Origin of the sequence: Exiguobacterium sp. PHA03 (assembly GCF_041945985.1) — a bacterium.
Taxonomy (GTDB): Bacteria; Bacillota; Bacilli; order Exiguobacteriales; family Exiguobacteriaceae; genus Exiguobacterium_A.
The window spans coordinates 265,733-279,075 of the sequence record NZ_JAUTYQ010000001.1; the positions used below are offsets into that span (position 1 = coordinate 265,733).

13 protein-coding genes and 1 riboswitch are annotated in these 13,343 nt (G+C 47.8%); of the genes, 7 read left to right on the forward strand and 6 right to left on the reverse strand.

Annotated features, from left to right (window positions below):
- The first annotated feature begins 2 nt into the window (after positions 1 to 2).
- Genes trpD through trpA form a run of 5 tightly spaced genes read left to right on the forward strand, consistent with a single transcriptional unit; the run spans position 3 to position 4,324 of the window.
- On the forward strand, positions 3 to 1,019 hold the full coding sequence (gene trpD / locus Q7C19_RS01370) for an anthranilate phosphoribosyltransferase (protein ID WP_329470355.1): 1,017 nt from the start codon (positions 3 to 5) through the stop codon (positions 1,017 to 1,019).
- The gene (gene trpC, locus Q7C19_RS01375) at positions 1,016 to 1,783 is read left to right on the forward strand and encodes an indole-3-glycerol phosphate synthase TrpC (protein ID WP_375091444.1); all 768 of its coding nucleotides are present in this window, start codon (positions 1,016 to 1,018) and stop codon (positions 1,781 to 1,783) included. The genes trpD and trpC overlap by 4 nt, the downstream gene beginning before the upstream one ends.
- Positions 1,780 to 2,349 (forward strand): phosphoribosylanthranilate isomerase, encoded by a 570-nt coding sequence (locus Q7C19_RS01380; protein WP_375091445.1) that lies wholly within the window; start codon positions 1,780 to 1,782, stop codon positions 2,347 to 2,349. The genes trpC and Q7C19_RS01380 overlap by 4 nt, the downstream gene beginning before the upstream one ends.
- Entirely contained in the window at positions 2,346 to 3,542 is a 1,197-nt protein-coding gene (gene trpB, locus Q7C19_RS01385; RefSeq protein ID WP_329470360.1) for a tryptophan synthase subunit beta, read from the forward strand. The genes Q7C19_RS01380 and trpB overlap by 4 nt, the downstream gene beginning before the upstream one ends.
- Positions 3,542 to 4,324 (forward strand): tryptophan synthase subunit alpha, encoded by a 783-nt coding sequence (gene trpA / locus Q7C19_RS01390; RefSeq protein ID WP_375091446.1) that lies wholly within the window; start codon positions 3,542 to 3,544, stop codon positions 4,322 to 4,324. The genes trpB and trpA overlap by 1 nt, the downstream gene beginning before the upstream one ends.
- Before the next feature lie 50 nt (positions 4,325 to 4,374).
- Here the strand turns inward: trpA and Q7C19_RS01395 are convergent, their stop codons facing one another.
- The 6 genes from Q7C19_RS01395 to Q7C19_RS01420 all read right to left on the reverse strand — a co-directional run bounded on the left by Q7C19_RS01395 (position 4,375) and on the right by Q7C19_RS01420 (position 11,892).
- Entirely contained in the window at positions 4,375 to 4,845 is a 471-nt protein-coding gene (locus Q7C19_RS01395; protein WP_081780390.1) for a GNAT family N-acetyltransferase, read from the reverse strand.
- Between the two features lie 19 nt (positions 4,846 to 4,864).
- Positions 4,865 to 6,838 carry a penicillin-binding transpeptidase domain-containing protein gene (locus Q7C19_RS01400; protein ID WP_375091447.1) on the reverse strand — a complete coding sequence of 658 codons (1,974 nt, stop codon included), beginning with the start codon at positions 6,836 to 6,838 and terminating at the stop codon, positions 4,865 to 4,867.
- A gap of 116 nt (positions 6,839 to 6,954) precedes the next feature.
- Positions 6,955 to 7,671, reverse strand: a complete 717-nt coding sequence (locus Q7C19_RS01405) for a peptidoglycan DD-metalloendopeptidase family protein (protein WP_035409046.1) — start codon at positions 7,669 to 7,671, stop codon at positions 6,955 to 6,957.
- 244 nt (positions 7,672 to 7,915) lie between these two features.
- A complete protein-coding gene (locus tag Q7C19_RS01410; protein WP_035409044.1) occupies positions 7,916 to 8,809 on the reverse strand; it encodes a diacylglycerol/lipid kinase family protein in 894 nt (297 codons plus the stop codon).
- A gap of 67 nt (positions 8,810 to 8,876) precedes the next feature.
- Positions 8,877 to 10,733: a ribosomal protection-like ABC-F family protein gene (abc-f, locus tag Q7C19_RS01415; RefSeq protein WP_375091448.1), complete on the reverse strand. Its 1,857-nt coding sequence runs from the start codon at positions 10,731 to 10,733 to the stop codon at positions 8,877 to 8,879.
- Between the two features lie 277 nt (positions 10,734 to 11,010).
- The gene (locus Q7C19_RS01420; RefSeq protein WP_214855133.1) at positions 11,011 to 11,892 is read right to left on the reverse strand and encodes a DUF1002 domain-containing protein; all 882 of its coding nucleotides are present in this window, start codon (positions 11,890 to 11,892) and stop codon (positions 11,011 to 11,013) included.
- 193 nt (positions 11,893 to 12,085) lie between these two features.
- Positions 12,086 to 12,192: riboswitch (TPP riboswitch) on the forward strand.
- Positions 12,193 to 12,265: 73 nt separating this feature from the next.
- Here Q7C19_RS01420 and tenA point away from each other — a divergent pair.
- On the forward strand, positions 12,266 to 12,961 hold the full coding sequence (gene tenA / locus Q7C19_RS01425) for a thiaminase II (protein ID WP_375091449.1): 696 nt from the start codon (positions 12,266 to 12,268) through the stop codon (positions 12,959 to 12,961).
- Positions 12,962 to 13,012: 51 nt separating this feature from the next.
- A complete protein-coding gene (locus tag Q7C19_RS01430) occupies positions 13,013 to 13,321 on the forward strand; it encodes a hypothetical protein (protein ID WP_290749002.1) in 309 nt (102 codons plus the stop codon).
- Positions 13,322 to 13,343 lie beyond the last annotated feature (22 nt).

The window sequence follows — 13,343 nt, forward strand, 5'->3', positions numbered from 1 at the left end:
CGATGAAAGAGACGTTATTGAAATTAGCAGAAGCCAAACATTTACGATATGAAGAGATGCAACAGGCAGCACGCGAACTGTTTGCCGAAGATGTTACTGATAGCGAAATTGCCGCCTTTCTCGTTGCTCTGAAAGCAAAAGGAGAGACAGCAGAAGAACTAGCCGGTCTCGCTTCGATCATGCGCGAAGTCGCGCTCGACATTCCAGTCACCGGTGATTTCATGGATAATTGCGGTACGGGAGGCGACGGCTCGCAATCGTTCAACATCAGTACGACAGCCGCTTTCGTTCTAGCCGGTGCCGGCATGAAAGTCGCGAAGCACGGGAACCGGAGTGTCTCAAGTAAGACGGGGAGCGCTGATGTACTTGAAGCACTCGGAGTGTCACTCGATGCAACACCGGAACACTTAGTAGAGCAACTCGAGACGAACGGAATCGCCTTCTTGTTTGCGCAACGGATGCATCCGCGCGTCAAGCAAATCATGAAGGTCCGACGTGATTTACGGATTCCGACGATCTTTAACTTGATTGGTCCGTTGACGAATCCGGTCCCGCTCAAGACACAACTATTAGGAATTTACCGGGAGGATATGCTCGAGACGATGGCGTTGACTTTACACCGACTCGGACGAAAGCGGGCGATCGTCTTGCACGGTGCGAACGGAATGGATGAAGCGTCCCTTGCCGGAACGAACCAACTCGTCTTACTCGACGAAGGCGAACTGATCCGCTTCAGTCTTCATCCGGAAGAAGTCGGACTAAAGACCGCACCGCTTGAAGCGATCCGCGGTGGAAGTGCACAAGAGAATGCGGCGATTTTACTGCAAGTCCTGAGTGGAGAGAATGGTGCTTATCGCGACACCGTTCTACTCAACGCTGGGATCGCTCTCTTTGCAGCAAATCGGGTGAAGACGATCGAAGAAGGAATCGCCTTAGCAACAGATAGCATCGACTCAGGACGAGCGATGGAACGATTGAACCAATTACGACAAATGACACGGGAGGAAGCAATCGGATGAATATCTTAGATCGCATCATCGAAACGAAACGGACAGAAGTCCTGCAATTGAAATTAACTGGCGTCGAACGGATCGACCGGGAGGCATTGAAGCCGTCGATCAAGCAACGACTATCGGGAACAGATTTATCCGTCATCGCGGAAATCAAACGAGCATCTCCATCAAAAGGTGCAATCGCACTCGATGTCGACGTCGTCGCTCAGGCAAAACAATATGAAGCAAGTGGGGCGACTGTCATCTCTGTCTTGACGGATGAGACATATTTTAAAGGATCGATGACCGATTTAGCGGCAGTCGCTGCAGCAGTCAACATCCCTGTCCTCTGTAAGGATTTCATGATCGACCGGGTTCAGATCGACCGGGCAAAAGCAAATGGAGCACGGTTGATTCTCTTAATCGTCGCCGCTCTCGAGCAGGAGACGCTTGCTGACTTGTATGCGTATGCTTACGCGGAAGGGCTTGAGGTCTTAGTCGAAGTCCATGACGAAGAGGAATTACGCCGGGCAGAGGCGATCGGTGCGCAAATCATCGGCATCAACAACCGGAACTTGAAAAAGTTCGAAGTTGATTTACAGACATCGGTCGGATTACTCGAACAGAAACAACCAGACGTCCGGTACATCAGTGAGAGTGGCATCAAGACGGTCGAGGAAGCACAGCGATTACATGCTGCGGGTGCAGACGGGATCCTCGTCGGTGAGACATTGATGCGGGCAGACGATCCACAAGTCTTCATCCGAGAAGTGAGTGGCGTTCGCGTATGACACGGATTAAGTTCTGTGGTCTCCGGGAAAGAGAACATGTCGAAGCGGCAGTTCGCTTAGCGGACTACATCGGTTTCGTCTTTGCTAAAAGTAAACGACAGGTCACGCTAGAAGAAGCAGCGCGTCTTAGACGCGACATTCCAAGTACGGTCCAAGTCGTCGGGGTCTTCGTCTCCCCGACTTACCAGCAGGTGACCGACGCCGTCGAGCAAGTCGAACTGGACCTCATCCAAATTCATGGGACGATTCCGGACGGCAAGCTACCGGTTCCGATCATTCAAGCGATTCCCGTGACGGACATCGCAGAAGTAGAGCAACAGACGGAGTATTTACTCGTCGACGCACCGGTTGCTGGAAGTGGCGAGACATTCGACTGGTCACGAGACATTCAAGCAGAACGTCCACTATTCATTGCCGGTGGCTTGACAGCAGGAAACGTCGGAGAAGCAATCAAACGATATCACCCGTTCGCTGTCGATGTCTCAAGTGGCATCGAAACGGATGGACGGAAAGATCCCATAAAAATGCAGGCATTCGCAGATGCCGTAAAGGAGAGAGAAGCATGAGTTACGCACAACCGGATACATTAGGGCAATATGGTAAATACGGAGGACGCTACATCCCGGAAACATTGATGCAGGCGGTGATTGAACTCGAAGAAGCTTATGCAATAGTAAAAGAGGATCCAACATTTCAAGCGCGGATGGATGAATTGCTGAAAGAATACGTCGGACGTGATACACCACTTTACTTTGCCGAACATTTGACGCAAACGATTGGTGGCGCAAAGATCTATTTGAAAAGAGAAGACTTGAACCATACCGGTGCCCATAAAATCAACAATACGATCGGTCAAGCGTTACTGGCTGAACGGATGGGGAAACGAAAAATCGTTGCTGAGACAGGTGCAGGACAACACGGTGTCGCGACAGCGACGGTCTGTGCCTTGCTCGATCTCGAATGTGTCATCTTCATGGGCGAAGAGGACGTCCGTCGTCAAGAGTTGAACGTCTTCCGGATGGAGTTACTTGGAGCAACCGTCATCCCGGTCACACAAGGCAGTCGGACACTCAAAGATGCCGTCAATGAAGCACTCCGTTACTGGGTCAAACATGTCGAAGACACGCACTACTTGATGGGTTCTGTTCTCGGACCACACCCATTCCCGCAACTCGTTCGTGATTTCCAAGCGGTCATCGGAAAAGAGACGCGACGCCAAATCATCGAAAAAGAAGGACGTCTGCCGGAGGCGATCGTCGCTTGTGTTGGCGGTGGCAGTAATGCGATCGGCATGTTCCATCCGTTCATCGATGATACAGATGTAAAATTATACGGAATCGAAGCGGCGGGCAGCGGAATCGACACAGAGAAACACGCAGCGACGATGACAAAAGGAGAGGTTGGTGTCTTGCACGGATCGATGATGTATCTCTTACAGGATGCACACGGTCAAGTACAAGAAGCGCACTCGATCTCAGCAGGACTTGACTATCCGGGCGTCGGACCCGAGCATAGTTTGCTCAAAGATATCGGTCGTGTTCAGTATGAAGCGGTGACCGACGAACAAGCACTCGAAGCACTACAGCTGTTGAGCCGCAAGGAGGGAATCATCCCGGCACTCGAGTCGGCACACGCGATTGCCTATGCGACTCAACTCGCTGCAGAGATGGACAAGGAAGAGATTCTCGTTATCTGCTTATCAGGACGTGGCGACAAAGATGTCGTTACTGTCAGAAACGCATTAAAGGGGGAAGAATGATGCGATTAGAAACAGCGATTCGTAACGTTACAAGTAAGGGCGAAAAAGCCTTCATCCCGTACGTCATGGGGGGAGATGGAGGGATTGATCGCCTTCCGGAAATCTTAGCGTTTCTCGCTGAATCCGGAGCGACAGCGATTGAAGTCGGCGTTCCGTTTTCGGATCCCGTTGCTGACGGTCCAGTCATTCAAGAAGCGGGACTCCGGGCGCTAGAAGCGAACGTCGGACTGAAGGATGTTCTTGAGGCGGTTCGCGTTGCCCGTCAGACCGTCGATGTTCCAATCGTCTTGATGACGTACTTAAACCCGATTTTCCGTTATGGATTAACAGCGTTTTTAGCGACATGTCGCGAAGTCGGGGTTGACGGATTGATCATTCCTGATTTACCACTTGAACAGAGTGAACAGTTCTTCGAACAAGAGGACAAGTCGGATATCGCGCTCGTTCAACTCGTCTCCTTGACGAGTCCAATGGAACGGATTCAAAAGATTGCCGATAAAAGCGAAGGGTTCCTTTATGCCGTTACGGTCAATGGGACGACTGGCGGACAGACGACGTTTGATACGGCGCTTGAAGAACATTTAGCAAATGTCGCAGCCCATAGCCCGGTACCGGTACTTGCCGGGTTCGGAATCAGTATACCGGAACACGTCAAACAGTTGAGTCGACCAGTCGCGGGTGTCATCGTCGGCAGTAAGATCGTCGACTTACTCCATCAAAACGATCGAGAAACGATTCAACAGTTGATGGCAGCACGGCTTGCGGCAACGCCTTCACATTAATGAAAAAGAGCAGATGATCATACGATCATCCGCTCTTTTTCGTATAGATGTCACTTTTGAACGAGTGACTTCTGCAAGTTCGTATACAGCGGTTCAAATCCGAGTTCTTCATAAAACGTTGCGGCCCGGTCGTTGACGGTCCAGACATTCAAGCGAACAGCATCCACCTTTTGCTCGAGTGCGAGTTCTTCTGCCACCTGCATCAACTGGCGACCGATTCCTGATGAACGATGGGAAAAGGTGACACCGACGTCAGTGATGTTCAAGATTCGGACAGGCGTAAACCGGTCGGGTGCCGGTGCCGTCCACTTGCCAAACAAGTAACCAATGAGTGTTTCTCCATCGAGCACTGTCAGACAGAGGTGTTGTTCTGCTTCTATCATCTGACTTAAAGACTCTAGCGTGTATGGTGTCGTTACATCTGGGTGAAAGTGAGGCGACAACCGCTTGTGATGCGCGAATGTCTCTGCCGTCAGTGTAAGCAGGGCAGGGAGGTCTGAAGTACAGCTAGTGCGGATCATCAAGAAGCGATCACTCCGATCATCGATTTTGTTTGAGTACTTCGGCGACAAGTCCCGACACGTACGGACTGCCACGATCTTCTTTTTCGACTGACTCGATCATGATGGCAACGAGAAGATCTTTTTTGTCGTTGTCGTATCCAACGAAGAAGCCATTCTCTTTGCCGTCGGTTTCGCCTGCCTTTTTCAATTCTGCCGTACCTGTCTTACCGGCAACATCGACTTCTTTGATATCAGCCGGAAGCGTATAACCGTTATGAACGACATCATACAAATCATCGCGGATCATCTTCGCGTCGTCTGCGTCGAGTAAATCCTTCTTAAAGACTTGCTTCGTTTTTTCCTCTTGTAAGAGTGTCGGACGATAGATTGTTCCATCCGTCAGGAAAATTTCATACATCGATGCTAAGTGTAGAATATTCGTCAACATCTGACCTTGTCCGTAAGACGTGTCCATCAGCTGTCCATCAGAAGAAATCGTGCCGTCGTTTGAGATCTGTGAGGCACGTAATGGATACGTGAACGGTAGCTTTTCACCGTATCCGAGCGCTTCAAGACCAGACGTAAATGCTTTCGTTCCGACTTGTTCGAGTGTCGAACGGGCGAAATAGATGTTGTCGGAATAGACGAGCGCATTATGCAGATTGACCGGGGCCGGTGTCTCATGAATGCGGGTGACGTTAAAACCATCGATCTTATTTTTCAGCCCATTGATTGTGTAGGCTTTTTCCGGGTCGAGCGTTTCGCTCTTTAATCCGACAGCAGCCGTCAATGGTTTTTGAGTCGAACCGGGTGCGAAGGCACTTGTGAATCGGTTCAATAATGGCTGGTCCGGGTCCTGCGTCAGTTCATCGAGTCGTGCTTGTGAGATTCCTGACATGAATTCAGAAGGGTCAAAGCCAGGAGAGCTGAGTAAGACACGGGTCTCGCCGGTCCGCGGATCAATCGCTGATGCTGTTCCGGGATCATCCTGCATCGTTTCATAAGTCTTTTTTTGAAGAGTGGCATCAATTGTCAACGCAATATCTTCGCCATCCGTCGGTTTCGTTTCGGCAACAGTAACGTTTGAGCCGTCTTTTTTCTGTAAAGTGATTGTCGCACCGGCTTTACCACGTAAGCGCTCATCGAGTACTTGTTCAAGTCCACGTTTCCCGACTTGCTCGCCAGCTTGGATTTGATTTTTTGATTGTTTAATCTCGTCTGCTGTCGCTGAACCGATATATCCAATCAAATGAGAGGTTGCTTTACCAAGTGGATACGTTCGGACTTCCGTTTCTTGGACACTGATTCCAGGAATGTCACGCAATTTTTCAACCATTGCTTCGTCGGTCATCGTTTTGAGCGGAACGAACTGTCCATCTTTGACCCAACTTGCCTTTAAGGAATCTTCGACTGAAGAGGTCGGGCGGTCGAGCAATTCGGCAACTTTCTCGATGTCTTTTAATTGTCCGGCTGTCGCGCCGACAGCAAATCCTTTTCCAGAGGTTGCGAGCGGTTTCTCATTCGAATCGAGTAAATCACCACGTTTGCCTTCAACGGTTTGTAGCTGGACTTTGTCATCCTTTTTAAAATCCTTTAGGACAAAAGAAGTATCCCAGTCGATGAACCAGTTTTCGGTCTCTCCTTGTTTCTCAAATGTCAGTGGAACTTGTTTATCGTAGGCAACGGTTCCTGCAACCGTATCAAAGGAAATCCGCACGGGAAGGGACGCTTTTTCGTCATGCGTTGCTTCCTCCGCTTTCTTTCGTTCGACGGATAACTTTTGAATATCAAGTGATTTCGACAATTGTTTCGTTCGCTCGATGAATTCTTTTTTACCGTATTCTTTTTTAGTAGCTGTACTCGCGTACGTATACATTTTATCGTAGTCCTGTTTCTCCCAAAGTTTGATATAGGCATCAAGACGTTCTTCAGGTGTCGGTTGATCTTGGCAACCGGCAAGCAGAGTCACGCCGAAAGATGCCGATAGAATCAAGGGAATGGTTCGTTTCATATGATTCGCCTCCTATATGCATGAGAGCCATGAATATACCGTACCACTCCTGTCAGAAGATTTCATCTGAAACAAAAAACCGGACTTCTCAAGATGAGAAGTCCGGCGAATCTGATTCAGTTGAAGTAATTGAGTGGATTAACGCTGTTTGCTGCAGACGTTCCACTGTAGACGTAAGAGCCGCGGTGCATTTCAAAATGCAAGTGAGCACCAAAGGCATTTCCTGTCGCGCCGACTGTCCCGATTTTTGTTCCTTTAGCAATCGTTTGTCCAACAGAAACAGCACGGCTGTTCATATGTGCGTAAACTGTCGTGTACTGGATGCCGTTAACCGTATGCGTCATCATGACATGATTACCGTATGCACCGTAGTAACGAGACGTGATGACCTTTCCAGCAGCTGAAGCATAGATGGGTGTACCCGTCGGAGCACCGATATCAATACCATTGTGGAACGTGTAACCATAAACACCGCTTGCCGCACCGTATCCTTGTGTGATCGGACCGCTTGCTGGACGCGAAAAACCAGTCGTTGCTTTTGTTGAAGTCGTCGTACTGTACTTTTTAACATATGTAGAAGAAACGTAGCGTGATGCGCCGCCGTATGAAATTTTTGTCCATGAACCAGAAACACCGAGATAATTGAATGTCTGTCCTGTATTGACGCTACCGACGATTTTATAAGCCGTTGATGGACCTGTCCGGACGCGTAGTCCGTCTGCCATGACTTTTACTTTATATGTCGTTGCGGCCTCAACTTTCGAAGCACTCGTTGTAGCAAAACCTGAAACTACCAAAGCTGTCATTGTCATTGTTGTAAGCAAACGTTTCATTAAGTGTATTTCCTCCTTAAAAATCTGAAGCGCCAGAACTGATCATTACAAAATTGTAAGATTTTATGTATATTTATTTATTTTAAAGAATGATTTTTCGCCTGAGATGATTATAGCATCGTCAATAACACAAAAATATTTCAAATATATTTCAAAATTACGCTTTGTTAACATATATTGTAATGGATTTTAAAGTAAAAAAGAAACCGACAAATCGTCGATTTCTTTTTTTACTCGTATAACGTTAGTCAGCAGAGAATGGTGAATATACAGTGAGATGTTGAGGGAGTACCTCGACAGTCACAGGAACATGACCTGCCGTATCACCATCGGCATTGATTGGTAACTCTTCTTTCGAACGAATCTCGACACGTGTCGTCGTGAAGTGTTCGATTTGATCCGCTTTTGATAACCCACCCGTGATGAGTTTAGGTAATGCTTGAAGCGCATCAAAGAATCCGAGCTTCGTAATGATGAATCCATGGAGTAATCCATCGTCGACTTTTGCTTCTTCCGCAAACGATTCGAATCCACCAACGGAATTCGTCAAGGCGATGATTAACAAGTGGGCTTCTCCATCAAATTGTTTTTCGGCAGAGTTGATTTCGATTGGATAAGGACTATGATCCTTAAAGGCTTTCAGACCTTCAATGAAATAAGCGACCGATCCAAGTGACGTTTTCTGTTCGATGCTCACTTCTTCGACGGCTTCCGCAATCAGACCAACCGCAATGACGTTCATGAAGTAATGATCATCATATTTACCGATATCAAGCGGGCGGGCAGGGGCATCAGCTAATATCTGAATCGCCTCTTCGGGGTCCGTCGGGATGTGTAACGCGCGTGATAAATCATTGACCGTCCCAAGCGGTACGATCCCAAGTGTTGGACGATGTGGTTGCTCGGCAATTCCAGTAATGACTTCATTGACCGTTCCATCACCACCCATGGCGATGACGGCGTCGTAATTAGACTGGGCGGCATGACGTGCGAATTCCGTTGCATCGTGTTCTTTTTCCGTGAATCGAACGTCGACGGTTTGAAAGCGAGTAGCAAGCGTCTCTTCAGCGAGCGTCGCGTGTTTTTTTCCGAGTTCTTTACCAGAAGACGGGTTGATGATCAACATAGCTTGAGACAAGATGAATTCCTCCTTTGACGTATCTGTTCCTATTTTCCCGAGTCAAAGAAGGACTAATCATTTTAGTTCAAGTTTCTAAAATTAAACGTTCATACAAACCTTCAATTTTTCGTAACAATGCTTCTTTTTCCATCTCGACCGTCATCCATTCTTCTTCCGCGGATACATGAGAAAGAACGGCATCAAGATGTACGACTTGAAGTTCCAGCTCTTCTATTTGCTGTTCAATGGACTGTTCTTTCGCAGGTGCTTTCGAACGCTTTGAAATTTTCGATTTCTTCTCATGATTTATCTGAGGTGGTGTGTCATGACTGGCATGTCGTTTCTCCACTGCGTAAGCATAGTTTCCAGTATACAAAGTAATTTGATGGTCAAGCCAAATGATTTTTGAAAAAAGACGATTCAAGAAATAGCGGTCGTGTGAGACGGCGATCAATGTACCAGAAAAATTCTCGAGTGCTTCTTCAAGCGTCTCTCTTGATTCAATATCTAGATGATTCGTCGGCTCATCGAGAATCAAAACGTTGATCGACGAATGAACGAGTACGGCAAGCTGCAATCGAACACGTTCTCCTCCGCTTAGTGACAAAATAGACCGAAAGACAGTCGGTCCAAAAAACAGGAACCGGGCAAGAATATGGCGGGCTTCCGCTTCTGGAACGGCAATGCGGTCTCTAAACCAGTCGATTAAGCGAGCATCCTCCTCGAAATGGGCATGCTGGGACAAGTAACCGATCCAGTTCGATGGTCCACGCGTGAGCGTGCCTGCGTCTGGTGACAATTCATCAAGCAACAGTGCGAGCAACGTCGATTTCCCGCTCCCATTCGTTCCGACGATTGCAACCCGATCTTGAGCCATGATTTCGAACGAGACAACATCGAAAATGCGACGGGAATCGTAAGCGAAAGAGAGCTCTTCAGCGCGAAAGACGACTTGACTCGTATGATCGGTAGAAGAAAAAGAGACATCAGCGGTTTTGGCTTCGAGTTGCGGTCGTTTGATCCGTTCGATTCGCTCGAGTGCCCGCTCCATCGATTTTGCTTTACGGAATAATTTCTCACTCGGTGGAGATGCTTCGTTTGCCCACTGCCGTAGTCGACGAATCGCTTCCTTCATCTTCTTGATTTTTTTCTGTTGTTCCTGATAGGCGTGGAACTGTTCCATCAAGCGACGTTCTCGTTCGACGACGAACGCGCTGTAGTTCCCTAGGTAGGAGGTCAGTTCACCATCTTCAAGCTCGACGATCGAGGTGACGACGGCGTCTAAGAAGACCCGGTCGTGAGAGACGAGCAGGATAGTTCCAGTGTAGTCCCGTAAGAATTGTTCTAACCATTCAACGGCAGCTAAATCAAGATGGTTCGTCGGCTCATCAAGGATTAGGAGGTGTGGTTCCATCAGCAACATGCGACCGAGGCAAATCTTCGTTTGCTCACCGCCGCTCAACTGATGGAAAGGGCGAGTGAGTAACGGACGTAAATGTAATCCGTTCACCATGCGCTCGATCTTCGAGTCGAGTAGATAGCCATCTTTTTGTTCGAATGCATTTGTCGCTTCCGCATATCGAACGAGTAGTGCATCCAGATCATCTGGCGCTGTCGCCATCAAAAGCTCCAACTGTTGCATCCGAGAACGGATTGCGAGGATCTCTTCAAACGCCGTCCAAAGGACGTCGAGTCCGGTCATTGTCTCGGCATAAGTGGGAAGTTGTTCCAAGTAGCCAATCGTCAAACCGTTCTTTTGATAGATGACGCCACCGTCCGGTTGGTCAAGGCGAGCAAGTAAGCGGAGTAATGTCGTTTTACCACTCCCGTTTCGTCCAATCAGACCGACACGATCGTGTTCGTTTAAGAAGAGGGAAACGTCCGTTAAAATCGTTTCGCCTCCGAATTGTTTTGTCAGATGTTGAATGTCGCAAATCATCATAATAAGTTGATCCTTTCGCGCGCATTAAAAAAAGGGAGAGCGCAAATAGCACTCTCCCTAGTGTGTGAAAGATGCGCTTTGCTGTATTTTTCAATCATGAAGTTCTAAAAAAGGGCAGACGGGTGCCTTAGAACGCCATTCCATGAAAAATCGCGCGCAACAGATACAATTGTTCCATTAACCAATGTTTGCACGCAGCAAAGTCCATCATTTCACACCACCTTTCGTTTCAGATACAACCAGTTTACCATTATCTTGTTAATTGAGGAAGTCTGAATTATTTGAACACACCAGCAATCGAACTGAAGAAGTCACTCAGACCATCAAATAATTTAGCGAAGAATCCTTTTGTCTCCTCGGACGTTGCAAACGCATGGATGTCTTGACCAGCATTTTTCAGTCCACTCTCGATTTGCCCCCAGTTGATGTTCGCTTGCTCCATTTGATTGAATAGATTCGTCAACCGATCCATCTGTGCATCAGACAGTTGGATGTTGTTGTTTTGAATGACTTGGACGATCAGGTTTTCGATCTCGACTTTTGTTTCCGGTTTTTGATTCGCGATTTCGGCCTTGATCTCATTCATCAAATCAGCGACTTTATCTGTCCCGACTGTCTTCCCGACGTCTGATGTGACCGATAATTCTTGCTGTGCTAAATCTTTCCGTTCGTCACTCAGCTTGATTCCGGTCTCAGCCGAAGTTTGATCATAGGCTTTCATGATTCCTGTCAGTGCCGATGTTCCAGTCACTTTATAAGGAGAAGTGATCGTGATGTCGGCATCTTTGACACCTGCCGTGACGAGAGCGTTCAAATACATATCCTTCGTCACCCACGTGATGTTTTCCGTCGCAACGGAAAGTCCGTCACCTTTTTCCGTCAATTCGATCTTAGCGGATGAATACATGTTGCCGCCCTTTTGTGACTGGGGGATGTTTTTCCCGAGGTATTTTTCTTCGTCTGCAGAGGTTGCGATGATCGGTGTGATACCTTCCGGTGCATTGAGACGTGAAAGCACCCAAGCCTTATCTTTTGCGCCGAGTGACTCACCGAGAGTGACGATCGTCTTATCGACGACCTGCTCGGCGGATGCGGCTGTCGGAAGTAATAAAGCAGAAGCAATAACGGCTGACGCCATGATTTTTGTTGGTGTATGCATAATGAAATCCTCCAATTGTAAGTAACAGAATGAATTATAGTATCAGGTACTAAAATTAGTGTACGAGAACGAAAGAAGTTCGGAATCGGTCTGTAGATGGAGACGATATCCGCCTTCTGACACTCCATAGTATAGCGAAAAGAGGACAACTTGACTTCCACTTTCAGCATGCTATAGTGGATTTGAATCGAATAATGACCACTAGGGGAGTCGGTAGGCCGACTGAGACGAACGAAGACGTTCGGACCCTTTGAACCTGATTAAGTTCGTACTTACGGAGGGAAGTGGCGTCAAGTCTTGTTCTTCTTGCGCCATGCCCGTGTGTTTCGGGGTGGTGTTTTTTTCGTTTCATAAAAACGAGGAGGATGAGATCATGACATTCACACAAGAAATCAAACAAGCAGCACAAGCGTATTGGGACAGTAGTTTTACGCACCCATTCGTTCAAGGAATCGGCGAGGGAACGTTACCGCTCTCGAAATTTCGACATTATGTCATGCAGGATGCGTATTACTTAAAACACTTTGCGAAGATTCAAGCGAAGGCAGCGTCAAAAGCAGATGACTTTGCGACGATCGCGACACTTGCCGAGCACGCGACTTCGACATATGGGGCAGAACTGAGCTTGCATCAATCATTTTTCGAGCCGCTCGGTATCACGGAAGCAGACCTTGAAGCATTTGAACCGGCACCAACGGCATATGCTTACGTCTCACACATGCATCATGCGAGTGAAGGGACGCTTGGTGAGACGATTGCTGCCATCTTGCCATGTTACTGGTTGTATTATGAAGTTGGACAACAATTATTGACGTGTACACCGGATGAAAAAATCTATCAGCAATGGATTGACACATATAGTTCGGAATGGTTCGAAAAGGTCGTCTTTGAACAGATTGCGCGGCTTGATGCGTTGGCGGAACAAGCAAGCCCGACTGAACGAGAGCGGATGAAACGGCATTTCGTGACGAGCTGTTATTATGAGTTGCTGTTTTGGCATATGGGATGGACGGAAGAGACGTTTACGTCGATTTACGAGACGATTCCAGCTCGCCCGGTATCTTCTTAAACCAGTAGATGGTAGAATTAGGAATACCATCTAGTGAAAGTAGGGATTGGAATGGAAATCATAGTCATCGCACTCGTGATCCTCGCGGCATATGTCGTGCAACAGGTGCTCGGAAAAGTGAAAGTTAGATTTGTTGGGTACATCATTCCCATATTGATGGCGGTGTACGGCACATATGCTACGATTCAGAATTTTCAGGTGTTGCTTCAGTTTGGTTTTACAACGGGGAGAACTATCGCAACTGTCCTGGTCGTCGTCCTCTATGCTTCGTTGACTTATTCACTTCATCGTGTCTACGAGCGTGCGAAAGCAGAAACTGAATCTTCATATCAATTATTAAAAGACCGAGGCATCCTTTAAAGGAGTCTCGGTCTTTTGGTGT